Annotated in this window: 32 protein-coding genes; 26 read left to right on the top strand and 6 right to left on the bottom strand. The window is 61.6% G+C overall.

Translation table 11 applies throughout. From position 1 onward, the window contains the following. The first annotated feature begins 59 nt into the window (after positions 1-59). From Sj15T_RS04995 to Sj15T_RS04980, 4 genes are all read left to right on the top strand, one after another. On the top strand, positions 60-449 hold the full coding sequence (locus tag Sj15T_RS04995; RefSeq protein WP_013040163.1) for a hypothetical protein: 390 nt from the start codon (positions 60-62) through the stop codon (positions 447-449). Continuing rightward, complete coding sequence (locus tag Sj15T_RS04990) at positions 442-1,080, top strand: DUF1419 domain-containing protein (RefSeq protein ID WP_013040162.1); 639 nt, start codon at positions 442-444, stop codon at positions 1,078-1,080. Before Sj15T_RS04995 ends, Sj15T_RS04990 begins: the two co-directional genes overlap by 8 nt. A gap of 142 nt (positions 1,081-1,222) precedes the next feature. Then, the gene (locus Sj15T_RS04985; RefSeq protein WP_013040161.1) at positions 1,223-1,495 is read left to right on the top strand and encodes a type II toxin-antitoxin system Phd/YefM family antitoxin; all 273 of its coding nucleotides are present in this window, start codon (positions 1,223-1,225) and stop codon (positions 1,493-1,495) included. Further along, positions 1,482-1,901 carry a hypothetical protein gene (locus Sj15T_RS04980; protein WP_013040160.1) on the top strand — a complete coding sequence of 140 codons (420 nt, stop codon included), beginning with the start codon at positions 1,482-1,484 and terminating at the stop codon, positions 1,899-1,901. The genes Sj15T_RS04985 and Sj15T_RS04980 overlap by 14 nt, the downstream gene beginning before the upstream one ends. 26 nt (positions 1,902-1,927) lie before the next feature. On the opposite strand, the gene Sj15T_RS04975 is transcribed toward Sj15T_RS04980, so the two are convergent. Then, on the bottom strand, positions 1,928-2,515 hold the full coding sequence (locus Sj15T_RS04975) for a hypothetical protein (RefSeq protein WP_013040159.1): 588 nt from the start codon (positions 2,513-2,515) through the stop codon (positions 1,928-1,930). Positions 2,516-2,800: 285 nt separating this feature from the next. On the opposite strand from Sj15T_RS04975, the gene Sj15T_RS04970 reads away from it, so the two are divergent. From Sj15T_RS04970 to Sj15T_RS04885, 18 genes are all read left to right on the top strand, one after another. After that, complete coding sequence (locus Sj15T_RS04970) at positions 2,801-3,088, top strand: hypothetical protein (RefSeq protein ID WP_253720634.1); 288 nt, start codon at positions 2,801-2,803, stop codon at positions 3,086-3,088. Between the two features lie 353 nt (positions 3,089-3,441). Beyond that, positions 3,442-5,103 carry a PRTRC system ParB family protein gene (locus Sj15T_RS04965; RefSeq protein ID WP_013040155.1) on the top strand — a complete coding sequence of 554 codons (1,662 nt, stop codon included), beginning with the start codon at positions 3,442-3,444 and terminating at the stop codon, positions 5,101-5,103. Between the two features lie 34 nt (positions 5,104-5,137). Beyond that, positions 5,138-5,566 carry a PRTRC system protein E gene (locus tag Sj15T_RS04960; RefSeq protein ID WP_013040154.1) on the top strand — a complete coding sequence of 143 codons (429 nt, stop codon included), beginning with the start codon at positions 5,138-5,140 and terminating at the stop codon, positions 5,564-5,566. Between the two features lie 45 nt (positions 5,567-5,611). After that, positions 5,612-5,818 carry a PRTRC system protein C gene (locus Sj15T_RS04955; protein ID WP_013040153.1) on the top strand — a complete coding sequence of 69 codons (207 nt, stop codon included), beginning with the start codon at positions 5,612-5,614 and terminating at the stop codon, positions 5,816-5,818. A 2-nt stretch (positions 5,819-5,820) separates the two neighbouring features. Then, complete coding sequence (locus tag Sj15T_RS04950; RefSeq protein ID WP_013040152.1) at positions 5,821-6,045, top strand: hypothetical protein; 225 nt, start codon at positions 5,821-5,823, stop codon at positions 6,043-6,045. Further along, positions 5,951-6,985, top strand: a complete 1,035-nt coding sequence (locus tag Sj15T_RS04945; protein ID WP_253720633.1) for a hypothetical protein — start codon at positions 5,951-5,953, stop codon at positions 6,983-6,985. The genes Sj15T_RS04950 and Sj15T_RS04945 overlap by 95 nt, the downstream gene beginning before the upstream one ends. Before the next feature lie 7 nt (positions 6,986-6,992). After that, positions 6,993-7,826: a PRTRC system protein B gene (locus Sj15T_RS04940; protein ID WP_013040150.1), complete on the top strand. Its 834-nt coding sequence runs from the start codon at positions 6,993-6,995 to the stop codon at positions 7,824-7,826. Between the two features lie 2 nt (positions 7,827-7,828). After that, on the top strand, positions 7,829-8,482 hold the full coding sequence (locus tag Sj15T_RS04935) for a PRTRC system protein A (RefSeq protein WP_013040149.1): 654 nt from the start codon (positions 7,829-7,831) through the stop codon (positions 8,480-8,482). Next, positions 8,472-9,230: a PRTRC system ThiF family protein gene (locus Sj15T_RS04930; protein ID WP_013040148.1), complete on the top strand. Its 759-nt coding sequence runs from the start codon at positions 8,472-8,474 to the stop codon at positions 9,228-9,230. The genes Sj15T_RS04935 and Sj15T_RS04930 overlap by 11 nt, the downstream gene beginning before the upstream one ends. A gap of 106 nt (positions 9,231-9,336) precedes the next feature. Next, positions 9,337-10,164 (top strand): hypothetical protein, encoded by an 828-nt coding sequence (locus Sj15T_RS04925; RefSeq protein WP_013040147.1) that lies wholly within the window; start codon positions 9,337-9,339, stop codon positions 10,162-10,164. Positions 10,165-10,313: 149 nt separating this feature from the next. Next, positions 10,314-10,691 (top strand): hypothetical protein, encoded by a 378-nt coding sequence (locus tag Sj15T_RS04920; protein ID WP_013040146.1) that lies wholly within the window; start codon positions 10,314-10,316, stop codon positions 10,689-10,691. Then, positions 10,688-10,999, top strand: a complete 312-nt coding sequence (locus tag Sj15T_RS04915) for a hypothetical protein (RefSeq protein WP_013040145.1) — start codon at positions 10,688-10,690, stop codon at positions 10,997-10,999. Before Sj15T_RS04920 ends, Sj15T_RS04915 begins: the two co-directional genes overlap by 4 nt. A 190-nt stretch (positions 11,000-11,189) precedes the next feature. Further along, positions 11,190-11,411 carry a hypothetical protein gene (locus Sj15T_RS04910; protein ID WP_013040144.1) on the top strand — a complete coding sequence of 74 codons (222 nt, stop codon included), beginning with the start codon at positions 11,190-11,192 and terminating at the stop codon, positions 11,409-11,411. A 71-nt stretch (positions 11,412-11,482) separates the two neighbouring features. Further along, the gene (locus Sj15T_RS04905) at positions 11,483-11,986 is read left to right on the top strand and encodes a hypothetical protein (RefSeq protein ID WP_013040143.1); all 504 of its coding nucleotides are present in this window, start codon (positions 11,483-11,485) and stop codon (positions 11,984-11,986) included. Between the two features lie 326 nt (positions 11,987-12,312). Further along, the gene (locus Sj15T_RS04900) at positions 12,313-13,974 is read left to right on the top strand and encodes an ATP-binding protein (protein WP_013040142.1); all 1,662 of its coding nucleotides are present in this window, start codon (positions 12,313-12,315) and stop codon (positions 13,972-13,974) included. 683 nt (positions 13,975-14,657) lie between these two features. Then, entirely contained in the window at positions 14,658-15,734 is a 1,077-nt protein-coding gene (locus Sj15T_RS04895) for a hypothetical protein (protein WP_041386396.1), read from the top strand. Between the two features lie 356 nt (positions 15,735-16,090). Next, complete coding sequence (locus Sj15T_RS04890) at positions 16,091-16,966, top strand: hypothetical protein (protein WP_041385885.1); 876 nt, start codon at positions 16,091-16,093, stop codon at positions 16,964-16,966. Positions 16,967-17,036: 70 nt separating this feature from the next. Further along, on the top strand, positions 17,037-17,336 hold the full coding sequence (locus tag Sj15T_RS04885) for a hypothetical protein (RefSeq protein ID WP_013040137.1): 300 nt from the start codon (positions 17,037-17,039) through the stop codon (positions 17,334-17,336). 129 nt (positions 17,337-17,465) lie between these two features. On the opposite strand, the gene Sj15T_RS04880 is transcribed toward Sj15T_RS04885, so the two are convergent. From Sj15T_RS04880 to Sj15T_RS04865, 4 genes are all read right to left on the bottom strand, one after another. After that, positions 17,466-17,630 (bottom strand): hypothetical protein, encoded by a 165-nt coding sequence (locus Sj15T_RS04880; RefSeq protein ID WP_154651060.1) that lies wholly within the window; start codon positions 17,628-17,630, stop codon positions 17,466-17,468. 45 nt (positions 17,631-17,675) lie between these two features. Next, positions 17,676-17,810: a hypothetical protein gene (locus tag Sj15T_RS04875; RefSeq protein ID WP_269076457.1), complete on the bottom strand. Its 135-nt coding sequence runs from the start codon at positions 17,808-17,810 to the stop codon at positions 17,676-17,678. After that, positions 17,807-18,747, bottom strand: a protein-coding gene (locus Sj15T_RS04870) for an IS630 family transposase (protein WP_253720632.1) whose coding sequence is annotated in 2 segments (ribosomal slippage) — positions 17,807-18,402 and positions 18,402-18,747 — 942 coding nt in all. Because the reading frame shifts where the segments join, the coding sequence is not laid out codon by codon here. The genes Sj15T_RS04875 and Sj15T_RS04870 overlap by 4 nt, the downstream gene beginning before the upstream one ends. A gap of 481 nt (positions 18,748-19,228) precedes the next feature. Beyond that, on the bottom strand, positions 19,229-19,714 hold the full coding sequence (locus Sj15T_RS04865) for a hypothetical protein (protein ID WP_013040133.1): 486 nt from the start codon (positions 19,712-19,714) through the stop codon (positions 19,229-19,231). A gap of 903 nt (positions 19,715-20,617) precedes the next feature. Between Sj15T_RS04865 and Sj15T_RS04860 the strand changes: the two genes are divergently transcribed. Both Sj15T_RS04860 and Sj15T_RS04855 read left to right on the top strand, forming a co-directional pair. Further along, positions 20,618-21,136 (top strand): DUF736 domain-containing protein, encoded by a 519-nt coding sequence (locus tag Sj15T_RS04860; RefSeq protein WP_013040130.1) that lies wholly within the window; start codon positions 20,618-20,620, stop codon positions 21,134-21,136. A gap of 80 nt (positions 21,137-21,216) precedes the next feature. Further along, positions 21,217-22,452: a DUF2493 domain-containing protein gene (locus tag Sj15T_RS04855; RefSeq protein WP_013040129.1), complete on the top strand. Its 1,236-nt coding sequence runs from the start codon at positions 21,217-21,219 to the stop codon at positions 22,450-22,452. Positions 22,453-22,663: 211 nt separating this feature from the next. On the opposite strand, the gene Sj15T_RS04850 is transcribed toward Sj15T_RS04855, so the two are convergent. Further along, complete coding sequence (locus tag Sj15T_RS04850; protein WP_013040128.1) at positions 22,664-22,900, bottom strand: hypothetical protein; 237 nt, start codon at positions 22,898-22,900, stop codon at positions 22,664-22,666. Positions 22,901-23,356: 456 nt separating this feature from the next. Here Sj15T_RS04850 and Sj15T_RS04845 point away from each other — a divergent pair, with 456 nt between their 5' ends. Both Sj15T_RS04845 and Sj15T_RS04840 read left to right on the top strand, forming a co-directional pair. Next, positions 23,357-23,692 (top strand): hypothetical protein, encoded by a 336-nt coding sequence (locus Sj15T_RS04845; protein WP_013040126.1) that lies wholly within the window; start codon positions 23,357-23,359, stop codon positions 23,690-23,692. Positions 23,693-24,093: 401 nt separating this feature from the next. Continuing rightward, complete coding sequence (locus Sj15T_RS04840; protein WP_253720631.1) at positions 24,094-24,810, top strand: hypothetical protein; 717 nt, start codon at positions 24,094-24,096, stop codon at positions 24,808-24,810. The last annotated feature ends 16 nt before the right edge of the window (positions 24,811-24,826 follow it).

Here is a 24,826-nt window from a genome sequence, read left to right as displayed (position 1 = left end):
AGGCCAGCCGGCTTTCACCCGCGGATGACCGGTCCCTATCGGCCTTGAGGCGGAGAAGGATGCGGAAATATGAATTTTGGCGGGCGCTCGAAAGGAGCCGGGATGACCAACAACCTCACCACCGCGCAAAGCGATACCCTCTGCAATCGCCGGATCTGAAAGCAGTCGCTAATGACCTGATCGCCAAAGCGGGCCATTTCCGAAAAGTCTTCGATCCCAACAGCAAGACTGCTCCTGAACTTGGTCACGCCGCCGTTGTCCTGCTCGCCCTCCTGCGCGAGCGCGATGAACTCTCTGTGATGTCGAGCGCCGCGCTCCGCGCTCGCGACGAGGCCGGTATCCCGGATGCATCGCCGGCGGAGGCGATCGCCATCCTCAATTTTGAGCGCCGCCGCCTGCAGGCCGAAAACGAGCGGTTCGGCGCAACAAGGAGTTCCACCCATGGTTGAGCATCCCACCTACACGAAGGTCATCGAGGGCGTCGCGACACGTAAACAAATGTATGCGTTATTCAACCGCGTGCCAGACGGGGCGCCCCCTGAGAATCTTCACTCTGGCGCAGCGTTCGCCGGGCAATGGTTCGAGATCAGGGAGGCCGAATATGAGTATATGTTCGAACTGCTCCCGCCCCGCTTCATACGGTCGGGCATGTTCGGCATGTCAGAACTGAAAGCCGGCACTGTCGGGTCGATTTTCTGCGAAATCATGATTGAAGGACGGAAGAGGTGGTTTCATGGCTATTGCGATTTCGCCGATCGCGGCAGCCCCGAGGCTATGCGATCGGCCATCGCCGCACACGAGACCATGGCGAACCAGACTCAAATCCGCGCCGAAAAACTGGACGCTATCTGGGCCAACACTCATCCGGATTTCAAAGGCATCGCTGGAGAAGCGAACCTTGACGCATCGCCTCCCGAGCACCGCGGAAAGCGGACCATATTGGTTTACGAACCCTCATTCGGCACCGTCCTCAAACTCCTCGAAAATCTGACCGGTGACGAGATCGCCGGCATGCTCTCGCTCTGTAGCTCCGGATCGCCGCGTGTTTCAGCGGACGACGCTGACGTGCCGCCTGTTTAATACACTCCGATCATCGACTCGGCTTCTGCGGCTCCTTCGGGCCTCTTCCCGCATTTCCCTGCTCTTGAAGATTTTCCGGATGTCCCGTATATCAGGGGAGCCGATCTTGCCGAGTGCGATCGGCATAAGGAGGCCAGTTGAAATGGCGAAGGCTATGGAAATCGTGACGTCAGGCGACGTGCAGAAGCAGTTCGGTCGTTATTCGGATGAGGCAATGATACGGCCCGTCGGCGTAACGAAAAACGGGCACCTGCGCTTCGTCATGGTTCCTGTCGACGAATATCAACGCCTGCGCCGACGCGAACGCATCGCAGGCAGCCTCGACGATCTCAGTGAGGAGATGATCGAGGCGATCCGCACGGTCGAACCGGGTCCGAAATCGGAAGAAGCCGAGGCTCGCCTTGGAACTGCCTGAGCCCGGTGAGGTCATCAATTACAGCTATCTCTGGCGGTATGAATTTGAGCAGGGGCGCGACGAGGGGGTGAAAGATCGCCCCGTTGCCGTTGTTGTCGTCGTGCAAGCGGCCGACGGGATCCACAAGGTGCTGGTGGTTCCGATGACGACCACCCGGCCTGGCAGGGATCAGATCGCGATCGAGGTTCCCGATGCCGTTCGTCGCCAACTCGGACTCAAGGCCGCTCACAGTTGGATCGTCGTGAGCGAGTGGAATGAATTCTCCTGGCCGGGCTTCGACATCCGGCCAATCACCAAGAAGTCAGGCGAAATCAGCTACGGCGCGCTACCAGCGGGGCTTTTCCGCCGCGTCCGTGACGCGATCGTCGCAGGGGCAGCAGGTCGACCCGTCAACCGGGACCTCTGACCCCATCGCGCTGCCGACACCCATACTCACGGCTTCTGTTTCGGCAAAAACTGCAGGATCAGGACTTTCCGGTTCGCGAGATATTGCGAAATCTCGAAGCTTCTGAATGATTCAGCGCTCTGGAATACCATCGCGAATCCCCGCCTTTCTTTCGCCGTTTGCTCGTTAATGCGCATAATGTCTTTGCGCGCATGCATATGCGTTTCGTCGATCGCAAACAGTCCAGATGGGGGTACCATTTCAGGCAGAACGGCCACATTGCGCATCATATTAGACCAAAAATGCTTAATGATATGCAGCGACGTGAGCGCTTGGAGCAAGCATGTCTTGCCTGAGCGGGTTGGCCCAATAATGATCAGAATTCCACCCCGCTTCATGTGCTGCCGCAGGCGATAGCGGCGCAGCCGCCAGCCAAGACCGCCCTGCTTGTGAGCCGGCGCGGCCACCGAACGCCATTCCCAGCGACTGAACGGAAGAGGCTTTCCGAGCACCTGATCTCGAACCGTATAAGCAGCTTCCTCTGCTTCGCGACTTACATAGGCTCGAAACCGGTTGGCCTCCATTGTCCGGCGGGCTTCCCGTTTCATTTGGGTCAGCGGCTGCAATATAGTCACCGGGATCAGCGCCTCCTTTTCCCTTCAGATACGCCTCTGATGAACGCCAGTTCAAAGAGAATCGCTCCGGCCGAGATCGCCGCTTGCACGCATCCGACGGTGATCCCAAACTTCGCGGTTGCACAGCTGCTGGCGTCGGCTGCACTCAGCCGAGAAGAAAGGGGAGGGGGAGCATCGGGCACGAACGCATGCGGTCCGGAGCGACGCCATGCGACGTTCCACGAAGAGGTCCGCCGTCGAGATGCGGGAGCACAAATCATGCCTATGATTCGACATGGAGAGACAATGACCCGCATGCTGCCGGGTCTCTACAGCGGCCTTGATGTTCGAGCCGAGCGTAGGTCCGACGGCCTCTGGGCGTTCGACATGAAAGCCAATCAGCTCGGACACCATCTCTGGTTCGAATTCTCGCCGCACGGGCTTTGGACTGCGATCGGCGCTTGGCGCACGCTCGAAACCGGGCTGTGGGTCGCGAGCCGCCTGCGCGCCGGCACCCATTTCTGGGATGCCGAATCCGCCGTCGCTCGCATTTTCGACGAGTCTGTTTACTCCGCCATTCGCGGCGAGATTTAAGCACCGCGTCTCTCGAAAACGCCGACGGAAAACACGCAAACAGGGGTGAAGCCGAGCGGAAAGGATCCGCGCTCACCATGCGCAACGCCGACCCAGTTTGCCTTCGGCTATCTCGATGAGCTGATCACCATCCATCCGCACGGCGAACCCAAAAATCATCCCGCCTAGCCACCGAAGGGCCTTCGTCGCCGCGGGCTGGACCAATCCAAGACCCCAAATTCCATAATGCCGCTCACCTGGCGTCGGCGGCAAGCCGCCGTGGAGACGAGGGGGAAGGGGGGAAGGCGAGCATCGGGCTCAAGAAGGCACGTGACCCTGAGGGACGGGCCTGCCCTATCATGAGGAGATCAGCGGTGAACACACCCCGACCGACCGGCCCCACCACGCTTTCGCTTTCGAAGATCACAAAGGGGGACAATCCGCGCCGCTATTTCGACAGCAAGAAGCATGACGAGCTCGTGGCCTCGATCCGCCTGCGCGGTATCCTCCAGCCTATACTGCTACGTCCGAAGGGCGAGATCTACGCAATCGTCGCAGGCGAACGCCGCTACCGGGCCGGCCTCGAGGTCTACGGTCCCGATGGCGAAGTGCCTGTCATCATCCGCGAGATGACCGACCAGGAAGCGCTGGACGCCGCGATCGCTGAAAATGACGATCGCGACGATCCGTCGGAAACAGAGCAGGCCGATGCCGCCGTCCGCTACCTCGCGGCATGCCAGGGCGATCGCGCGGAGACCGCCCGGCGGCTCGGGTGGTCCCGGGCGAAGCTCGACCGCCGCCTGGCGCTCGCCGAACTCTCCGACGCGGTGAAGCTCGCGCTCGACGAGCGCCGGATCAAGGTCGGCCATGCCGAGCTGCTCGCCGCCATTCCCGCCGACAAGCAGGACAAGGCCCTCGAGACGATCCTGGGCTCTGGTCTGGATGTGGGCAAGACGCGCGACCTGCTCATGCGGGTTACGCAGAACCTCGCCGCCGCCTGCTTCGACAGGACCGAGTGCACGACCTGCCCGTTCAACTCGGCCGCACAACGGACCCTGTTCGAGACCCATGTTGACGACGGGCACTGCACCAATCCCGGATGCTTCGAGCTGAAGACGCAGACAGCCGAGGCGATCCGCTTCGAGGAGCAGGAACGGGCCGAGAAAGCGGCACAGGCCGTGGCTCCGCCCACCACCGACGAAGAGCACGATCACGAGGCCGATGACGACGAAGACGATGATCAGGACGAGGCTATCGATGAGGCCGCACCGTCCACCGACTCCCGGGAGACGTCAAAGGATGTAACCCAGGCTACCGAACAACCGACAGCGCGTCCGCCCGCACCACAGACACCGGTCCCTTCCGCGAGCGGCTCCTCTGCTGCGCGCAAGCCGACCGTCACCTCCAAATCAATTGCCGACCGCACCAGTGAACTTCGCGAAGCGACGTGGCGAACCGCGCTGGCCCGGGCGCTGGCAGGCAATGCCGTGCAAGCCCAGACCGCGATCCTGGTCGCCGCGATGTCCGGCACGCTTCCGCAGATCAAGGCGGATACCCTGAAGGCGCGCGCCGGCCTGCTGGTCGGTGCCGACTTCCCGGATCTCGACTATAGTGCCAAGATCGCGGAAATCCGCGCACTATCTGATGCACAAGCGGCGACCGTGCTTTCCGCCATCGGTGCAGCCTACGCCAAGGACGTGCTTACGTTCGGCCACGTCGCCGATCTCGCCAAGGTCTTCGAAGTCGACCTGCGCGACGTTTGGCAGGTCGATAAAGCGTTCCTCGAGCGATACACCAAGGACGAACTCAAGTTCATTGCCCAGGAATGCGGGCTGGTCGCGCACATGGGCGACAAGGCGTTCGCCCGGCGGCTCGGCTCCAAGAAGGCCGACCTCATTGCCGGCATGCTCAATGCAATTGGGTTCAACTGGGCGGGACGTCTGCCCAGCGCCATGACGCTCGACGGCAAATATGGGCCGCCCCCTGATGACATCGCTCCTCAAGCAGCAGTTTCGCTCACGGAACTCGCCGCCTGACCCGCTCTCCCGCACGCCCAGAAGGATTACAACGATGCTGATTTCAAGCCTGCTCCCACTCCTCACCCATTATTCTCTCGGCTTCGACCTCGTCACCGGCCCCGACGACACCGTCACCTTGACCGTCATTCCACGCAAGGCGGAAGGCGCTACCAACAGTATCGAACCGAGCGAGACACGGCCAATCTCGCTCACCGCGAGCGCTGCGGAAATCGATGCGGAACTCGCCAAGGGAGCGGACGGTGCGCTCGGGCAGCTCATCGCATCCCGCAAGACGCTCGCCGACCAGATTGCCGAGCAGCGGCAAGCGGCCGAAGCCGCCCGGGCCGCCGCCGCCGAGGCGGCGAAGGTGAAAGCCGCGGCAGCGTCGTCCAAGACAACTGCAAGCAACCCGGTAAAGGGTCCCACGCCGACCAGTCCGCCTGCTGACGCCAAAGCCGAGGAACCCGCCAGCCTCTGGTGACGCATCGCCGCAAACTTCTCCACGATCATCGACCAGGAGGCTCTCATGCAAATCACCCATCTCACCCGCGCTTTCCGATATGACGGCATCGACCTCCCGGTGCCCCCGCATCTGGCCAACGACCTGGCTGGCCTGCGCGCCTACCATGCCACCCTCTATCCGGCGATCCTCAATGCCGAGATGGTCGATGCCGGTGTGTCGGGCGGCGCGCACGTCACCGAATATCGACGCGCCGTCGGCACCAAGGGCTGACGATGCAGCGCGATAAAAGCGCGGTCATTCCCGCGGCACCGCGCATGACCCTCCTCCAATGGATCGAGCATGACAATGGCGACACGACCAGCTTCACCCGTCCTGCCTGCTCGATCGAGGAGCAGACCCTCCATGCGCGGATCGTCCTCGATCCCAACGGCGGCACGAACGAAGCCCACGAACCGCTCCAACCGCCCGCGGGCCTGCGCCTCCCACCCCTCGGGTGACCTCGCGGGGCGATCGGTCCTGCTCTCGGGCGATATCCCCACCATCTTCGACGCCCCTCTGGCGCCGCATCACAAGCTGATCGGCCGCTGGGCCGCCACACGGGAAGTGGCGGCGGGCGCCTACACACGCGTAGCTGCTCGCCGGCATGTCGAGCGGGTTTTCGATGCTGCGGTGCTAGAGATACTGAATCCCGTTGAAGTGACTGACCTGCGGATCATGGTCTTGCACAGCGAGGAGGATGGACCTCCTGCGATTGCTATCATCTGCGACAATCTGGGGCAGCTCGATCTCGGGTGGATCGAGACCAGCGATGCCCCCATTCCCTGGCGCGCCGCCGCCTACAGGGTGCTCGAAGAAACCTTGACCCGGGCCTTGCCCATCTTTGGCTACGACGACCTCTTCGACGAGGTCGCGATGTATTATTGGGAGGGCGAAACCGACGACGAAGCCGCCCGTCGGATCCTGATCAACTATCATGGCGCGGACGCCGAACATCTCGATGAGATGACGCTGCCATCGGAGATGAATGCCCGCCGACCCGACTGGATGATCGCGGCGAATGCCACGCGACCGGCGCGTCTCCCGGTCTTCCTCCGCCAGAAGCTGAAGACGCTGCGCGAGGCGCACACCGCCTTGAAGCGCCTCCCGTCCAAGCGAAATGCGTGGCACTTCGATTTTCATATTGCTGAGGAATATGTCCCCGGCATCAAGGAATGCGCGCCGCTGCCGCCGCTAACGCTCGTACCCTTCGAACAGTTCGCACGCGAACTCGACGACGTCGCACGCCATGGCATGGAAATGGGCTTCATGGACATTGCCGGCATCTACCCGCTGCCAGGTCCTGATCGGATCGACGATTGGTTCGCGTCATTGCGGGTGGGAGCGCAATTTCTGCTGGCCGCCCAGGACCTGATCCAGCTGGATCCAACCAACCCTTGAGGCTCTCATGTCCGACCATAGCACCCACTTCGAAGCCAGCGGCGGCGGCCTGGTCCTGACCGCCGCCATATTGCTTTACCGGCACGAAGCACCCCGCAATCTCAAGCCTTATAGCGCAGCTCGCGATGATGCGCCGGCGTTTGCCAGCATTCATGCGGTCAAACTGGATGACGAAGCCCAACCGACGATCGCCGCGGGTGTCCCGCTGTCGCACGCGCATCTGCGTCAATGGACCGAGGCGCTCGGGCGCACCGTCATACCCGAGATCCTGCCGGACAATGTTTTGGTCGTCCATCCCGACATACTCGCCTGGTGGGTGCCAGAACAGGTGCGTCCGGCCTATTTCGCCCTGTCGGCTCCTCCCGCGGGCCTACGCGTCCTCTCCGCAAGAACGACCGTGCCGGTCCCCTATCCCGCCCATCTGTTCATCGCCACCCGGTCGGGCCTTGGTGTCTATTCTCTTCCGAGAAATGAACGCCCAACCGCCGACACGCCAGTTTTGCACTCGCCGATCCTTAACGTCTTCGTCGATGGGCAACTTTGCTGGGGTAACATCCCGACGCCGAAAGCGCTCAGCATCGCGTCCATCACGGAATATGAGGCCGCGGTCTTCGACTCCTGGTCGACGCACCCCAACCTCAGGCAAGACCTGACCATCAGCGGAAAAGGCGGCCTCATCCGGCTCTGGGATGATCTTGCCGCGCGCCGGGCGACCCGCTTTCCGGTCAGCCGTCTCAAACCCTTTGGCGCAGCCAACAGACGTCAAGTCCGGCACCCGAAGGTAACGGCAGCAGCCAGCACGACGACGGTCGGCAAGCTCATTTCTGGTTCAAGGCTGTGACGATGCTCACCAATGACCCGACCGCGGCCGCGGTACTCGCCGCCGTGCCCTGCCATCCGGTCCCACCGCTTGGGAAATCACCGGCCCTTGATGCACTTCGCAGCGCCCGTTCGGGCCACGGTCTTGCCGTTGGATCTGACGGCGTCATGCTCATCCTGCGGCGGCCCTGGCTCGCGCTCGACGTGCCCGTCACGCCGCCGATCGCCGCCTATCTTCCTTATGGCAGCGTCGGCGCGCCCAAGGCCGACCTGCGCTGCGGTCTCATCCCGTGCGAACATCTAAACGAGATCCTCGACCACTTCCGCGCCGCACTCCCCAACGAGGCAGCGGCCTTCGTGCTCTGGAACGAGAAGACCGGGGTGTTCGCGGTGAACCTGCCCGACATCGACGAGGCGACGCCTTCGCGCCTCGTATACCGTAACCCGGTCTTGCCGCCCGATTGGCACCTGATCTGCGACATCCACAGCCATGGTCGTGGCTTCGCATTTTTCAGCGCGACCGATGATGCGGACGATGCTCATGCGACCAAGATGTCGCTCGTGTTCGGCCGGTTGGACCAGCCCGACGGTCCGATGATGGAATCCCGCCTTTGCGCCTGCGGGATGTTCCTGCCCCTGCCGCGCAGCCCATTTGCAGGAGAGTCCCATGCAGCCTGACAGCAAGGAGCGCCACTATCTCCCCGCCGCCCTCAACAATCGTCCGATCCGCATCCTGCTGGCTGGCTGCGGCGGAAACGGCGGCCAGATGCTGATGGGCCTTGCCTCGCTCGACACGACGCTGCGCGCTATTTCCTCGCGCTCGCTCGACGTTACCGTGGTCGATGACGATATCGTCACCGAAGCGAATCTAGGCCGCCAGCCGTTCTATCGGTGCGATCTTGGCAGCTCGAAGGCGCGCACGCTGACGGAACGGATCAACCTCGCACATGGGCTCCGCTGGAAGGCCGTCCAGGGCCGCGCACCAGCCGCGATCGGGCTCGAAGGCATCGATATCCTGATCAGCTGCGTCGATACCGCCTCCGCCCGGCGTGCGCTTGGCACAGCGATCGCGAGTAATGCCAAGGCGACCCCCACTTACTGGATGGATCTCGGAAACCGTGCCAGCGACGGGCAATATCTGATCGGTTGTCCGCGCGCGTCCGACGGGCAACCCGGACGACTTCCAACCGTGCTCGAGGCCTTTCCGGAGCTGGCCGACGAAAGTCTGGCCGATGACGACGCGCCGTCCTGCTCGGTTGCCGAGGCGCTCGAACGCCAATCCCTGTTCGTCAACCGGGTCCTGGCGAGCCACGCGTTGGCACTGCTGTTCGATCTTCTGGGACGCGGCTCCATCGGTCATGCTGGCGGATTCCTCAACCTTGCCGGCGGCCAAGCAGTTCCGATCCCGCTGCCGTGCGGCGGCTAAAGCAACGCACACGCCAATCGCGGAATATAGGCTTCCAACCCGATGACCGACATTCCTTGGTTCCGCCGATCCGAGAGAGAAAAGAGGGAAGGAAAATGGTGATCCAATGGAGATCGCCATCATGCTCACCACTCGCAGTCAACGGTGGCGCGAACGACGCGCCCTATATGTCGACAACCAAAGCGTCATAGACACCAGCCGCTACGCCGTCGACGGCGTTAGCTCGCGGATGGCGCGACATTTCATTGCCACGCATCACTATCTTCCCAATTTTCCGGCGGCGATCTTTTCCGCCGGGTTATTTGGTCCCGGACGTGGAGGCACCAGCCAGCTAGCAGGTGTCGCGGTCTTTGCTGTCCCCTCCACAAACGCGGTCATCACCCGTCACACGGGCCTTAGCGATCCGGCCGCCGGCACGACGCTTGCGCGCTTCCTTCTATTGGATGAAATCGCAGGCAATGGTGAAAGCTGGACACTCGCGAGAGCCTTCCGCTTACTGCGAACCGAAAAGCCGGAAATCGAGGCTGTAGTTTCCTATTCCGACCCGTCCGCCGGACACGTCGGGCAAATTTATCAAGCTCTCTCAGCAGCCCACCGTGGGGCCGGCCGGCCACGGACGGTTTACCGGATCGGTCCCGTTTCCATCTCTGGGCGCACCCTTTCGAAAATTCGGCTCGGCGAACGAGGCGCGTCAGGCGCAATCGATCAGTTGGTCCGCCTCGGGGCACTGCGTCCATTTCACAATGAAGAGCCATCGGACTGGCTTGACCGCCTCTCGCGCGAACGCATCTTGTTGCGAGCCCGCCGACCTGGCCTCTTTACTTACTGCTTTGAACTCAGCCGCAAAGCGCGCGTGCTAGGTCGCACGCTCCCCCGCAGAGCCTATCCGACGATACGCGCGCTGCCGCATCCCGAACTCGCCCTTTTCGGCTGAGGCCTATCCCGACCACCAAGTCCTTTCACGTCGCTATATCACCAACACTCCATGAAACGCCCAAATTCTCCCATCGAGAAGAGGCGGAGAGGGGATGTGTTCAAGCCGGTTCAAGGGTTGCCGGTATTCATTCGCCCTGGGAGATTCCGATGGCCGACATCACGACTCTACCAATCATGACCGCCACCGACGCAGAACATATCGGCTTTGCCCGCTTCAACGATGTGCCTACGTTGCCGATCGATATTCCAGACGGCAACTTCACGATCAGCGCGAAAACTTCCGACGGTCGCCGCATCACCTTCTTCTTCGGTGAATATAGTCGCGGCTCGGCACCCAGTTTCGTCGACATCCAATATCATGATTCCGGAACGACCATTCCAAACGCCAATGGCGGCCGCTCACCAACCTTCAACATGCTGACCATTGGACTTGGTGGCCGCCATGTCTTTGACAGCCGAAAGAGTGGAATCGACGACAAACCCTCAATTGCGGTCATCCTTCTCGAGCCGAGAGACGTGTCATGAAGAGCATAGCCGTCTATTTCGTCCAGCGCCTTTTCGGAGGCCCCGAGGAGGGCTCCTGGTACTATGATTCCGGAGACCTGTGCACCGAGCCCGACCTTGTCTCCCTCGGTGTAACTATTCCGGGCGAAGATTTCGGGCGGGCGCGTGACAAGGCCTCCGAGATCCAGATTCTACTCGATCGCGACTGGAATATTGGCGACCATGCCCGTCCGCTCCACAGCGTCCTGAGCACTGGACGCTACGAGGCCCATATTTTCGACGCCTGGCCGCCGCCCTGCTTTCCCGAAAGCCGCCCGACCTACGAATGACCGAGCATCGGCGCGGTTCCAGATTGAACAGGATTCGTACGTGCCGGAATGGCGGGACAAGTGTGTTCTGGCGACCGTGCATTCATACCGCACGCCCGGTCGGCCGCGCCGTGACACGGCACGCCATGCGAGATTAGCCGGGATTTCATTGGGCCGGCGCACCGCACAGCGACACCAAGGGATAATCACCATGCCTCAAATCGAAGTACAGGTTGTGGCGCGAACATGGGTCAACCGCCGTATCACGGTCGATGCCCCCAATGAGGAGATCGCCGCCGGACAGGCTATCGCATTAGCCAAGGCCTCTCTGGGCGATTGGGAAGTTGCCGGTGCAAGGGACTATATTCAAGTCAGAATGGATCCCCAGGATCTGACGGATTTCGGCACGGACGAGATCAGGATCGAGGAATAGCACCTCTCTCGCCATCGCTGCCGTGATCATCATCATATTGCCTCTCCAGCGACCTTAACAGGATGTCCGACATGCGCCTTTCTGACGAACTCGCCGCGCGCCGGCGCCTCTATTCCATGCCGTTGATCACAGCACCCGCGCTGCTCGTAATCGATATACCGCCCGCTTTCGCCGGAGCTGGACTGGCGCTTGGACGCTATTACCCCGTGATCGTCGAAACAGATGACGAGCTTGCCGAATTCGGGGCCTTCCTCAACGAAGATCGCCCCGCCTTGCGACCGCCCGACCTCCTCGATAGGCGACCGAGCCAGCGGGATGCGAGTGCGATCACATTCATTGAATATGCTCCGCCCACCAATGGCTGGCCGTGGATGCTCCTTTGCCATTGGCCGCGTGCCTTTGCCGCTATGGCCGGCACCGATCCGGAGATGCTTGCCCGAGGTGCCTACACAACCGAAACGCTCCCGAGCCAAGCAGCGCTCCAATCCGTGGTAATATCATTCGTTGCCGCGTTCGGTGATGGCGTCGAAGTCGTCGTGGTCCCGCCAGTGGCAGGCACCGCCGGTCACGGATAGCCACAGGGTTTCGCATTTTACTACTCACGCCGATCCGGTCTGGTCGGCATGTCCCGATCGCTGCCATGCGGTAAAGCACCGCGAATCGTCCGCGCCACGCCGCCTGCGCACCGCCAGTCGAGCAATCCGCCGCGCAAACCTATGCCGGGCGATCAAGCCGACCTGCGCCTCAGACCTCCGCTACCGTGGGGCGGCCTAGGCAATCCGCCACCTTTCCGAACCTTCCACTTCCATGAAACTCTCCAGACCGCCCATGGTGAAGAGGGAGGGGGCTGGGACGAGTGAAGCCGGACGATCGAAGTCTCGGGTCAACAAGGAGTCCCCGTATGTCGTTACCCAGCTCCATCACCCCCTGCATCAGCCAGGACGCCCTCAGCCGCGTCAGCAGATTCTATAGTGGAGGCCCGGAAGACGCCATCGCAGAAATTCTTCAAAATTCGCGTCGAGCTGGTGCGAGCTGCGTCGATATCGATCTGCTGAACCGTGCAGGGCACCCTGTCCTTACAATTCGCGACGACGGCATCGGCATAGACGATCCCGCGGCCCTGCTCGCGCTTGGTCACTCAGGTTGGGGCGATAAAATCGCGCAGGCCGAGGATCCGGCGGGAATGGGCGTCTTCAGCCTGGCAGGCCTTCGCGTCGAATATCGCTCCTACTCGCATAGCGCGAAGAGCGGTTGGCGCGTGATCATCGACGGCGACGCATGGTCGCATCAAAGACCGATTGCCATCGAACCCTTCGATCACTCCAATGGCACCGAGATCCACATCGACATGCCCGAGGCCTGGGAAAGCCGAGGCTTCGAGCGAGTCGTCGAGCAGGTCGCCCGCTATTACCCGCTGCGCGTCTTTTGGCAGGGGACCGAACTCGATCGCGCCGACTGGCTTGCTGACGCGCATTTTATCGAACAGTGGGAGAGCGGCCGCATCGGTGTCTATCGCAATCGCCACCGGCATCTATCAGGCGAGCCCACAATCAATTTCCATGGCCTCACCGTCCGTGCGACACTGCCACATCTCTCTGAGGTCGATGGTGCGAGATGGACTGTCCTCTACGATGTTGGGCCGATTTCCCCCCTTCAGCTTGTTCTTCCTGCCCGCAAGGACGTAATACAGACCGCTTCGCTCGACGCGCTGAAGACCGCGTGCCAAGCTGCGATCTTCCGGGCAATCGCGGCCGAATCTTCCCATCGCTTGAGCCATGAGGACTGGCTGCGTGCGGCCAATCTCGACATCTCACTGCCTGCAGCGGATTCCTCGCTCAATATATGGATTCCCCCTGTAGCAGACTATCGCAGCCGTCATCGGGGTTCGCCCCTCCGCTGCGAACCAATGATCGTCATCGATGAACTGGAACCCGACCTTGCCCAATCGGCCTCCCGCGCGATTGGGGACGGTTCCATCCTGGGTGGAAGGCTTGTCGACGCCGAACCTCGCTTCGCGGGATATGATTGGTATGATGAGCTTCCGCGCATCATCGACTTCTCCTTCACCGTTCGCCGCGGCGACACGATCTTCCAACACAGCGAGACCGATCGCTTTATTGGCGAGCCCAGCGGAAGCGCCGACGCGATCCTGCTCGAACCGGTTTTTGCCGACGCCCGAGCGGTTTCACCGATAGCGGCAGGTATCCTCATCATGAAGGAGCCCTATGGTTGCGATGATCTGAGTGACCCGACCATCATCCTTGGCCCGCAGGCAAGATTCGACGTCGCGGCACTGACGAGCCTTCTTGAAGATGCAGCATTTTGTCCTTCCGACGATAAGGCCGCCGACAGTTACGAAACGCAGCGCGCATATTTCGTTTCGGAAGCGCGCCAGGTCGCCGCCGAACTGCTGCTCGGTGAGGACAAGGCCATTCTTCTCCAACTCGAGGATATTCTGCGGAACCACCGCTGGATGATTCCCGAGCAACGTACGGTCTCCATCACCGTCAGCCGCAACGAGATCACGCTCGCCTACATCGAGAATACGCCACCTTCGCCATGATGGGGTACTCGCCGCCGCCGCGCGCATCGAGCCCGGTGGGACCATATATGGCATCGGCACGCATAGCGCGCCCTCTCCAGGAATCCCCTATGACCCAGCTTTCACCGCTTCGGGCGCGTCTGATATCATTCGACGCCGCGTATTCTGTCGCCTTGGCCGCTCGCGCCGCAAGCAGCGCCGATCATTTCATCATCCGTACGGGTAATCCGCTCCAGCCCTATCGCGTCACTACCGAGCGTCCGCGCGACCCTTCGGACGTCCTCGCAAGGGTCGCTTGAGACCAGCCCAAAACCGGTCGGAAAACGTCCGACAATCTCCCGGAGACAGGCCATGCAGGTCACTCAACCTCTGCGCGACCGTCGCTATAGCATCACCCACGAATATTGCGGCTACGCGACGCCCCGCCATGTCGCGCGCTTCTGTGGCGAATGGCTAGGACAGGCCACCACCCGCCAGGGTGCTCTCGCGATAGCAAGAGCCCACGCCACACGGCGCGCGATCCTGATATCCGCTGCACTGACGGAACCTTCACGCGCAACGCGCTCACGGCCATCGGACAGGTCCTGAGCACTGACGCTCCCTATCACATCGGAGCGTTCGCCTCCGGCATGCAGGGAGGGAAGGGGGAGGGGTCGGCGGGAGGATCGAAGGGATCGTCCTTCGCTTCATGGGGAGCCGTTATCATGCCCACGAAACTCTTTGAGGCTACCGCCCTTAGTGTCGCCGATTTACCACGCACCGCCAACCTCATCGCCCTGTCCAGCAACGAGCTGATGATCGGCCGCAAACTTGCCTACCAGCCGGACAACGATGCGCTCAGCGAAGGCGCGTTTTGGGTCGAATATATGGAAGCCGAGGATGATTGCATGGTTGCCCGCCATGTGGTCCCGTACGCGACCTTTGCACCTGCCATCTGGCACGCCATTGCCGCTGATATGTTCGAGGAACCGGCCGATGAGCAGGATGCCTCGCAAATCGATCGACTTGTCCAGCGGCGAGGCATCTTCCCCCACGATCCTGCCGCCGGCCCGCGGCACGTTGCGATCTTCTCATGTGAGCTATCGTCGCTCCTCGAAAGGGACCTCGAACCCGATTCCAGCGGGAGCAACCCTGCTCAGCTCCGCATAGACACGCTCGACCGACTGTCAGGCCACGAGCCAGACTTCTATGCCGATCCGAACGCGGGATCGCGGCCGGCCTGGGACGCCTTGTCCGTGACGATGTTCGAGCGCAGCTGCACCACGCAAGCCGGCGCACGTTTCGAAATCCTCTTCGATCGGCCCGACCTTACGACGGGAACGTCGCTGGGCCATGCCCATGCCTCCCTCTTCGAGCTTCAGGAGGCCCTAGCCGGAACCAGACCGAGCATACGGGAAACCGCCACATTCAGGGCCTATATAAATGCCCTCGCCGAACCTTTGCTTGCCAGCCGCCCGATATTGACCGCGATCCACAATGATCGAACCGGTGCCTTTAAAGCGGTGACGAACTTTCTCGAAAATCACTCTCCCGGTTGGTCCGACGACATCCCCCGGCCTCGACCCTTTAGCGCCCTCCTCCCGTTGCCACATGATTGGAACGGTCAAGTCCACATCACTGGACTGGTGCAAAGCGATTACGCACGAAAACCCGCCGAGACGCTTGGTGTCGCCCCGGAACTGTTCGGCCTTTACGCCGGACGCTCCGACGGTAGCACAGTGTGGATCGGCGCGGCGCCCTGTGAGGCTGATGCTCATGCCCTTGCCGCACAGCTGAACTGATACTCCTTCCTTCAGGGCATTGCCGTGGCTCTCCGTGCAAACGGGAGCCCTTGTCCACGCAAGTTCCCTTCGCCTGAGCGCGCCATCCTTGCTGACGGAACGCATCGCACCGATGCTCGCGCGCCTATTGGGAGTCCTCCCTTGGCCAAAATCATCTCAAGACACGTGCGATCCGAGGTCCAACCCGATCTTTTCTCACTGGCCTCCGACGCCGAAAAACCTGTGGGCGTATCAGCCAAGTACCCGTCAGGGGCTACGCGACCTCAGTGAATGGCGACCCGGGAACGCCCTGCTCTTTGCCGGTATTTCTGCAAGATGCGGCTCCGCCGGCACCGCCATCGGTTCTCGCCTGGGGCATGGGTATCGACAGCACCGCGCTGTTGATCGAGCTTGTAGCACAAGGAACCCCGCCCACAGTAGTTTTAACAGCGGATACTGGAACAGAGCGCGAGGAAACTTATAATTATCTCCCTATCATTCAAAGGTGGATGGATAGACATTGTATCGAACATCATATTGTGCGATATGTACCCAAGAGATTCAAAAATTGGCCGCCATATTACTCGCTGCTCGAAAATATTTTAACGAATGCTACTCTGCCTTCTATAAGCCTCGGACATTCGACTTGCTCCCTTAAGTGGAAGGTAGAGCCTCAGAACAAATGGGTCAAGTCTTGGCCGCCTGCCTTGGCAGCCTGGGAGCGCGGCCAACGCGTTATCAAATATATTGGCTATGATGCGTCGCCGGCCGACACGCGGCGCTACGCCCACGCGGTGACTGTCGAGGACCCCCTTTACGATTACCAGTATCCGCTCCGTTCCTGGAACTGGGACCGCCAACGCTGTGCCCAGCGCATCCGCGAGGAAGGTCTGCCCGTGCCAATTAAGAGCGCGTGTTGGGTCTGCGCGGCCCAAAAGTCCTCGGAGGTCGAGACGCTGCCACGTTGGTGCTTGCGGCTGATCGTGCTGGTCGAAGCCCGCGCCGCGCCCCGGCTTCATACCGTGGAGGGCCTGTGGCGTCGATCGACCAAAACCCGCCCCGGGTCGATGACGGAGTTCATCCGCACGCGACGGCTCCTCGACTCCGCCGAGATCGACCGGATCATCGCGACCGCGCCGCTGGACCTGGTGCGCTTTCAGGATGTCGCAGCCGATATCCCGATCGAGGAGCGGCCGACCATGCGCCAATGGATCGACCGCTTCAACGAAGGGATCGACCGACTCGCTGCCTGAGGTGTCGATCCCTTCATTCAATTTGATGCTCGCGAGACTGCATTCGCTCTGACGCCGAAAGGAACTTGCCATGGACGTTCAACCGTGCCGCGGCCTCGTGATTAACGCGCCCTGGTTCTTCGCCGATCCTGCCTTTCAGCAGTGGCTCACAAGCGGGACGCCGAAATTCACATGGTGGACATCCGGACCTGTCGACGAATGGTCGGATGTGATCGTCCTGGTGGACCCCAACCTTTCCGGTGAGGGAGCCGACTCCGACATGCCCGAGGCTATCTGGAATCAAATCGTCCATATTTGCCGGGAGCATCTCGGCGCGCATGGCGCGGCTACGCCTCATTATGTCGTGCGCCTGACAAATCTTGCCGAATAGATAAGCAAAAATCGACGTTCGCCCGTTAATATCCGGAACCTGTCGTCACTGTCGGCCGTCGTTGGAGATGCGTAGCATCGATTTCCTGCATCGGGCCCGAACCCAGGAAGGAACGATGCCATGTGGAGACTACGGTATATCGCGCGAGCCACACAGCTGCTTCTCCAAGGCAAGACCCGATGGGTTATCTATCGCAAGGCTTTGCGCGAATGGCCCATAGCCGTTGCCGGCAAAGGCGGTTCCTATCAGCTCGATCCCGATTTTCCTGATCTCAAATGACAGGTTCGCAAACATGTTTGACTGGCAGATCCTTCTGATGTTTCGCCCATGCGTGACACGCTAAACGCTACCGCCGGCGAACGGATCGAGTTCGGCAGCTTCGTCATCATCGACGAGGGAATCGCACGGCATGATCCGACCGGACAGGGCGAAGGTGGGCTTGCCCTGCGCCCCGCTAGAGCGTTTTTCGATCATTCTGGCTCGTAGCCACATGATCTGAAGTAGTTGGCGCATTCCTGGGGCTGGAAGAAATCTACAAGTTTGCCGATCAAGCTCCACAGGCCACTGACGGTACGCTCGCCCGCTTTACGGAGCATCGCCTTGAGGCGGGAGAACGCTTTCTCGATCGGGTTGAAGTCCGGGCTATAGGGCGGGAGAAAGCGCAGTGTGGCGCCGGCGGCCTCGATGAGCAGCAGCACCGATGCGCGCTTGTGGCTCGACAGGTTGTCCATGATGACGACGTCGCCGGGCCGCAGTTCCGGGACGAGAACCTGCGCGACGTAGGCTTCGAACCAGTCGCCGTTGATCGGCCCATCGAGTACCATGGGCGCGATCATGCCGGTCATGCGCAAACCGGCGACCAAGGTGGTGGTCTTGCGGTGGCCGTGCGGGAAGCCCATCCGCAGTCGCTCGCCTTTAGGGCTGCGACCGTGGCTGCGGGTCATATTGGTCGCGGTCCAGGTTTCGTCGATGAAGACCAGGCGCTCCGGTTCGAGATCGAGTTGACCCTCGAACCAGTCCTGGCGCTGCTTCAGGATGTCGGGTCGATCCTGCTCTATCGCATGGCCTGTCTTTTTTTGCGCGTCAGTCCACGGCGAACAAAAAAGCGATGTAGCCCGGCCACGGAAACGGCCATGCCCTTGTCCACCAGCGCCAAACGCAGTTCTTCGAGGGTGATGTCCCTGCGCTCCTCCCAAATGGCCAGAATGTCCGCTGCCCGCTCTTCCATTCGCCGCGAGCGCATATCCCCGCTGCGGGGCTTTGGGGTAATGTCACCCGTCTCACGCTGCTGTGCTCGCCAGCGAACCGCCGTTGATGGTGCTACACCGAACCGATCCGCCGCAGCACGGCAACTCGATCCGCTATCCACCGCTGCCAAAAGCCGAGTGCGCAAATCCATCGAAAGAGCCATCCATACCGGCCTCCTTCACCAGCACGGGATGCTGAATCAGAAATTGCGCCCGAAGGGAATCCCATCCCGATTCAGAACGGTCGAAAACCGCTCTAATGCCGGTACGGCCACTGCCTACGAGCAAGGCGAGGCGATGACCATATTGCGTACCGGGGGCGTGCTGGGGTGGTTCGACGGCAGCACGCGCTGGGCCGAAGTCAACAAGGGCCGGTTGCTGCCGCCCGACCTCGACGGACGAGGGCGGTGACCCTGGATCGAACCGGAGCACTGAAGGGATCAAGCACTACGGAGCCCATCCCGAGCAGGATCGCGATGGTGCTGGCACTCTGGATCGACTGGTAATGGGAAGCAATAATTTCGCTTTAGCGGCTCCCCATGGGGAGCGATCACCCGCCGCGTGCGGCTCCCTCCGCGATGGATAACCGCACAAGAAAGGGCCTCCCGGCACGCGCCAGGAGGCCCTTTTTTATTGCCACCAAGGTCAGCACCCGAAGGGTCGGCAACCGATCGGCCCCGTCGAATCGTCGTCGGCGCCGCGGTCCACTCCGGGAAAACGCGGCAGATCGACCCCCGCTTCGCGGAGCGTCCGCACCATCCGCGCCCGCCCATAGAGCAGGTCGGTCAACCATTCTAGGTCCCGAATGGCTTGGCTCACCGGCCGCTCCGACAGGATGTAATAGAGGCGCCGCTGATAGTCGTCGCCTTCCCCTTCGAGGATATGCCGTATCCGGGCCTCGCCTTCACTGGACGCATCCGTCGGCAGCTGCGCTTCGATGTCCGCTTCCAACGCCTGAAACGCCTCCAGCACTTCCACCGCGCTGTAGAGCGAGTCATTCGGTTCCTGACGGAAGGCGACGGCTGCCAGCGCCCGGCGATCGGGCGAGAGCGTCGAATCCTCCAACGCATCGCGCAGTGGCAGGTTGATGTCGTAAGGCTCCAGCAGAGCCTTCATGCTCATGTCCGTCATGGTCTGTTCCGATCAGCTTCCGTTTGACCGACAAGATCACGACGGGAAGGATTGTGCAAGCGATCTGCTCCTCGACGAGGGGGAAGGTTTTGCTTGTCCGACGTGGTGGTCAGCAAGAACATGGCGCGGATTGGTAAGGATCGACACGTCGGGCGGGGCGGGGAAGTGGGTGAAGGCGAGAAGAAAAGGGGGGGCGGATCCCGGCGAGCCGGGACCGGGCTCTATCTCCGCAAGCTGCGCTCGCTCCGACTGGGCCCGCGTTCCGCGGTCCCATCCTGAAGGTGACGATCCCTTCCGCGGCGCGTGCGGCAAAGACATCCAGTTCCCCTGACGTCACCCCTGCGAAACCCGCATCGCCAGGCAGGCTTCGCCTAAGGAATCGCGCTGGCGCGCGATAGCGTCTTTGGAGCCCACGATCCCATCGTCCCTTTCGCCGCCTCCCAGTGTCCCTGGCGTGCCACACGGATTTTCGTCCCCAAGAATTGCGTCGGGAGGAAGCTTCGCTAGGCAAAATGGGGCCGGCGGCGTTTGGTTTGTTTCAAGAGCAGCGCCGGCCCCATTTTGCCTAGCTGCGCTAACATCCCCCCTCCCGTGCTTCTTGGCGACAAGAAATCCGCGCAGCCCTTGGGACCCTGCGAGGACGGCTCCGGGTGCGATGGGATCGAGGGCGCGCTTCGCTCCACGACGCGGTTGATCTGAAGAATTGCCCGCAGGCGCGGTCAATGCGTCTCTGTATTTGATCCGCTTCGCGGAAGTATCTGCTCGGACTCACCAGGTACGATGGAAATATGTCAAGAAATCAATGACCTATAACAACAAGAGTAGAGAGAGTAAAAAGAAGATGTCGGAGGGGAATGGTCCCTAAAGACAGGGTAATAAACCCGGCATCTTGGAGTAATTGTCATGCAGATCGGTCATTTCAAGCCAAAGGACGGCACGCTTTACGGTTCTATTTCTACCGCTAGCCTGCATCTTCCCCGCCTTGGCCTCAAACCCGTTCAGAGCAACCACGAACGCGCGCCCGCCTATGAAGTCATGGCGCGCACCCCCGGCAACGGATGGGTGCAGATCGGCGCGCTTTGGGAAGGCATCACCAACGCGACCGGCGAGGTCTTCTATCAGGGGCAGGTTGACGATCCGAGCTTCCTCGCACCCCTGCCGATCGCACTTTTCGGGGATGGTCAGGACGGCTTCAATGTCGCTTGGAACCGTCGCCGCAAGCGTCAGGATGATGGCTTCAACGACGCCGAAGGCGGGAACGAGGATAGCAGCGGCGATCCGTTCGGCCAGCCCCAGACCGGCGACGATCCTACCCCCCGCCGCGCGCGTCGCAGCCGCAAGGCCGACAACTTCGAGGGGAACGCCGACGATAGCGGCAACCTGACCGAGCGCGGGAAGATCGACGACGAAATCCCGTTCTAACCCGACCATTCGACGGGCGGGGGAAGCGTTAGCCGCGCTCCCCCGACCCTGAGCCGAAACCCAATCTAGGTGATGAGACCATGAGCAAGGAAACGACCTCGCGCCGCTATAGCAACTTTGCCGATATGGCCCAAGCTATCGGGCAGGATGCCACCGAGCCTACACCGGGCAAGTTTGATGCAGCCTATAAAGAGATCATCGAAGGTGATGAGTTTCAGTCCGTTTTGGGCAAGATCGAAGAGCGCTTCGATTGCAAGCTGACTCCGATCCCGCCCGGCGATGACGACGACGACCTCGAACCGGACGCCATGAGCCCGCGCGACCGGGAGCTTGCCGAACTCTATGCCGCGGAAACCGCGATCCCGGAAATCGAAGCCGCGTTCGGCGACGTCCAGCCGCTCGCGATCATCGAAGGCGCGCGCGACCCCGAAGAACTCGACATGCCGCACCCGATGCAGGCGCAACAGGAGTGCGGCGCGATCATCGCAACCATTTTCGACCTTTTCCGGGATACGAGGATGGAAGCCACCGCCCAGCCGCTCGCATGGGGGTTCGTCAACAGCTTCCACCACGAAGCGCAGAAGCTGGCGGGCATCGAGGATAGCCTAGCCTTCAAGCTGGGCGAGATGATCCGCGATCCCGAAGCGGGCGAAGTGTGGAACAGCAATGTCGAGGAATTGCAGGCCCGTTGCCGCACGGTTGCCGAACAGCGCGCCGCCATCGAGGTGATGCGCGATTATGCTGCCGCCGTCTATCGGGCGGAAACAGGCTTCCCGTGGAGCGCCGCGCGCGGTTCCAGAGCATCCAGCGTTACCACCGCCAGCCAGATCGCAGCCGCCGACTTCCTGCGCGAACGCGCCCTTGCTGCCCGCGAACGCTACAAGCCGCAAGGCCCCATCGTCGTCTTTTCGGGCGGGCAGGAATGGCACGACTGGCGGATGATCTGGGACAAGCTCGACCAGATCAAAACCCGCGTGCCGCACATGACCCTTGTGACCACGGCACAGCGGAAGGGAGCCGACGCCATCGCCGCCGCATGGGCCGCAGAGGCAGGCGTCCCGCTTGTCGCCTTCACCCCTGAAAGCCGCCTTGGCCGCCGCGCCGGGTTCGTCCGCAACGAGCGTCTTGTCAGCCTTCGCCCGGTTGAGGCGCTGATATGCCAAGGCTCCGGCATACAGGCGAACCTGCTCGATCTGCTCAAGGATGCGGGCATCCCGACCCACGCTTTCCGTGTCGATCGCCAGCAACCCGACACCGAGGGGATCGAAGCGATCCGCGCCGCCAAGCGAGAGCGCAAGGCTCGCATCGCCGCCTAAGCCACGGCCCGTCCTTCGGGGCGGGCCATAGCAGGCGAGCCAATACAGACACCGGAACCGGCGGGGAACCCTCCCCGTCGGGCATTTGCCGTGCCGTCGCGTCGGGTGGGGGAAACCCGATCTGTTTCCCCCACGCCGCTCCTTTTGCCGGGGCCTGCGGCCCGACAACGTCGCTCCCCTTTCCGCTATGGATGAAACGAATATGGGGCCTTCAAGCTTGGTTGGGCAGGGGCTTGAGCGCTGCAAATGCGGCGGCACCTCCGACCCGAACCACCTGTCCCAGAACGTCGCGAAACTCACGCTCGCTCAATCCCTCGACGGGTAGTTCACCCACGATCCGGGCGTAACGTTCGCGCAGCTTTTGCCGCGTCGCCTCTATTTCCGTATCCATCCGCTTCTGACGCTCGACCAGATCGGCCAGCTTTTCGCGTTCAGTCATCTTCGGCATTTCCATCTTCCTTGCGATGGTCTGCCCGCCAGTCCATGACATCGCTCAACGATGCGTCCCTTGCAAGCCCTAGACATGGATAGCGGGCGTCCACCAACAAAGCGGAGCTTTGCTGTTAACCCCGGTCCCTTGCAGGCTCGGGGGCAAAGCAAGATGCTCTCACATCTCGGCATCAGACGAAGCTTCATCGCCAAAGTGTGACGCTGGGTGTCCCTCGGCCGTCAAGGATCAGCGGTCTCCCCCAATTTTGCCGCCGCTCCGCGACAACAAAATCGGTTCCCCCGCTGCCCGCTTCGCGGCGGCTTCACCGTCCCTGACCGCCTCAACACCGCGTCCCGATGATCCCATCCTCATCTGATGGAGATGCGGAGCGCCGACGGCCAACGTCGTTGGCGGCAACCGATCAAGGAGCGGCAGGCTGGTGCCAGCCATTCCTTCCCACTAAGGATAACCAACATGATCGACTCTAAAAACCTCGCCAAGGAGGCTCCTGAAACAACCATCTTCGCGCGACTTACCCACGATGTCATATTGCGCACCGGGGACAGTGGCGAAAACCTCGCGATCCTGCATTGTATCGGAGACGAAGATCGCGTTTTCACGGTTGGCTACTGGCTGAAACCGCTCAACGCGAAGAAACGCCGCCTCCTTTGGCAATATCTCTTCACGGGGACGACCGTCCGGCTGGTTGGGCAGTGGGAACAGCACGACTGGACCGACCGACACGGCTTACCGCACTCATGGGACTTTCAGGCGCACTATATCGAGACTGTCCCGCCGCCCGAAGCATAGTCGGTCGGATGCCCTAATCCCCGCCGCATAAGGGGATTAGACTGCGCGCATCAGCCATCCCGGACCGGATTGCGAGGGCCGCCCGCTTCGCTCCGATCAGCGGAGCTTTGCTGTTAACCCCGAACGCCCTGAAGGGGTTCGGGGGCAAAGCGTTACGCTCTCACATCTCGGCATCAGACTGCGCTTCATCGCCAAAGCATGACGCTGGGTGTCCATCGGCCGTCAAGGATCAGCGGTCCCCCCAATTTTGCCGCCGCTCCGCTACGCTCCGCGACAACAAAATCGGCTCCCCCGCTGCCCGCTTCGCGGCGGCTACGCCGTCCCTGACCGCCTCAACACCGCGTCCCGATCGGTCCATCCTCATCTGATGGAGATAAGGAGCGCAAACAATGGAGGCTTACATGAACAATCCCTGCAACAACTCTCCCAAGTCTTTCACCACGATCCCCGCTTCGACTATCGACGAATCAGGCCTTTCTAATTCCCTCAGTAAGGATCGCACGATGATCGCCCCTACTTCCGACCATTCCGACGGCTTAAGCGGTCGCGGCATCGTCATCCACCACCGCGACAACTGGTGGTTTGTCGCGTTCGTCGCATCGGTGAGCAATCCCGGCCGTCCCCGTCTCCTTTCGGGCGATATCTCCACTGGTTTCGCCGACCGGCTCGGGTTGATGACCGGCCCCCTGATCCTCAACCCCCGCGTCGAGACACTCAATCCCGGCAGCGAGGCGTGGTCGGCCGAATGCAGTCTGCTCCCCACCATTGAGGGCGGGGACCCCGAGGCTATCGACTATGACCTCGACACCCATGTCCCTGATGGAGAGGCCGACCCACTACGCCAACGGCTCGCCCGGGTCGCAATCGACAGCCACCTCTTCCCCATCCCGGCGGATTTCATCCCGGTATTGAAAAAGCTGCCGCACGACGAGAGCCCGGTGCTCGCTATCCGCAGGAGCGTCTATGCCCATGCGACCTTCGAGTTGCTGACGGCCCGCTACCTGCCTGATCACCGGCCGAACGAACCATGGCGCGATATTGCCGGCGAGCCTGTCTCCGACAGCGGGAACGACATTCTCGGCTGGATGCCGGCGCGAGACTGGATCAGGCCGCGCTGATCGGCCTCCCCGGACC

Source organism: Sphingobium sp. TA15 (genome assembly GCF_037101235.1).
GTDB classification, from domain to species: domain Bacteria; phylum Pseudomonadota; class Alphaproteobacteria; order Sphingomonadales; family Sphingomonadaceae; genus Sphingobium; species Sphingobium indicum.
This window is presented reverse-complemented; position numbering and strand designations above follow the sequence as displayed.

Coding starts and splice junctions, on each gene's coding strand:
- Sj15T_RS04930 (WP_013040148.1), top strand. CDS start 8,472: ATGCAGCCTGACAGCAAGGAGCGCCACTATCTCCCCGCCGCCCTCAAC.
- Sj15T_RS04900 (WP_013040142.1), top strand. CDS start 12,313: ATGTCGTTACCCAGCTCCATCACCCCCTGCATCAGCCAGGACGCCCTC.
- Sj15T_RS04990 (WP_013040162.1), top strand. CDS start 442: ATGGTTGAGCATCCCACCTACACGAAGGTCATCGAGGGCGTCGCGACA.
- Sj15T_RS04895 (WP_041386396.1), top strand. CDS start 14,658: ATGCCCACGAAACTCTTTGAGGCTACCGCCCTTAGTGTCGCCGATTTA.
- Sj15T_RS04875 (WP_269076457.1), bottom strand. CDS start 17,810: ATGATCGAAAAACGCTCTAGCGGGGCGCAGGGCAAGCCCACCTTCGCC.
- Sj15T_RS04995 (WP_013040163.1), top strand. CDS start 60: ATGCGGAAATATGAATTTTGGCGGGCGCTCGAAAGGAGCCGGGATGAC.
- Sj15T_RS04945 (WP_253720633.1), top strand. CDS start 5,951: ATGCGCGGATCGTCCTCGATCCCAACGGCGGCACGAACGAAGCCCACG.
- Sj15T_RS04850 (WP_013040128.1), bottom strand. CDS start 22,900: ATGCCGAAGATGACTGAACGCGAAAAGCTGGCCGATCTGGTCGAGCGT.
- Sj15T_RS04935 (WP_013040149.1), top strand. CDS start 7,829: ATGCTCACCAATGACCCGACCGCGGCCGCGGTACTCGCCGCCGTGCCC.
- Sj15T_RS04920 (WP_013040146.1), top strand. CDS start 10,314: ATGGCCGACATCACGACTCTACCAATCATGACCGCCACCGACGCAGAA.
- Sj15T_RS04840 (WP_253720631.1), top strand. CDS start 24,094: ATGAACAATCCCTGCAACAACTCTCCCAAGTCTTTCACCACGATCCCC.
- Sj15T_RS04970 (WP_253720634.1), top strand. CDS start 2,801: ATGACCCGCATGCTGCCGGGTCTCTACAGCGGCCTTGATGTTCGAGCC.
- Sj15T_RS04955 (WP_013040153.1), top strand. CDS start 5,612: ATGCAAATCACCCATCTCACCCGCGCTTTCCGATATGACGGCATCGAC.
- Sj15T_RS04860 (WP_013040130.1), top strand. CDS start 20,618: ATGCAGATCGGTCATTTCAAGCCAAAGGACGGCACGCTTTACGGTTCT.
- Sj15T_RS04925 (WP_013040147.1), top strand. CDS start 9,337: ATGGAGATCGCCATCATGCTCACCACTCGCAGTCAACGGTGGCGCGAA.
- Sj15T_RS04855 (WP_013040129.1), top strand. CDS start 21,217: ATGAGCAAGGAAACGACCTCGCGCCGCTATAGCAACTTTGCCGATATG.
- Sj15T_RS04960 (WP_013040154.1), top strand. CDS start 5,138: ATGCTGATTTCAAGCCTGCTCCCACTCCTCACCCATTATTCTCTCGGC.
- Sj15T_RS04880 (WP_154651060.1), bottom strand. CDS start 17,630: ATGTTTGCGAACCTGTCATTTGAGATCAGGAAAATCGGGATCGAGCTG.
- Sj15T_RS04985 (WP_013040161.1), top strand. CDS start 1,223: ATGGCGAAGGCTATGGAAATCGTGACGTCAGGCGACGTGCAGAAGCAG.
- Sj15T_RS04950 (WP_013040152.1), top strand. CDS start 5,821: ATGCAGCGCGATAAAAGCGCGGTCATTCCCGCGGCACCGCGCATGACC.
- Sj15T_RS04915 (WP_013040145.1), top strand. CDS start 10,688: ATGAAGAGCATAGCCGTCTATTTCGTCCAGCGCCTTTTCGGAGGCCCC.
- Sj15T_RS04940 (WP_013040150.1), top strand. CDS start 6,993: ATGTCCGACCATAGCACCCACTTCGAAGCCAGCGGCGGCGGCCTGGTC.
- Sj15T_RS04910 (WP_013040144.1), top strand. CDS start 11,190: ATGCCTCAAATCGAAGTACAGGTTGTGGCGCGAACATGGGTCAACCGC.
- Sj15T_RS04885 (WP_013040137.1), top strand. CDS start 17,037: ATGGACGTTCAACCGTGCCGCGGCCTCGTGATTAACGCGCCCTGGTTC.
- Sj15T_RS04905 (WP_013040143.1), top strand. CDS start 11,483: ATGCGCCTTTCTGACGAACTCGCCGCGCGCCGGCGCCTCTATTCCATG.
- Sj15T_RS04890 (WP_041385885.1), top strand. CDS start 16,091: ATGGGTATCGACAGCACCGCGCTGTTGATCGAGCTTGTAGCACAAGGA.
- Sj15T_RS04845 (WP_013040126.1), top strand. CDS start 23,357: ATGATCGACTCTAAAAACCTCGCCAAGGAGGCTCCTGAAACAACCATC.
- Sj15T_RS04865 (WP_013040133.1), bottom strand. CDS start 19,714: ATGACGGACATGAGCATGAAGGCTCTGCTGGAGCCTTACGACATCAAC.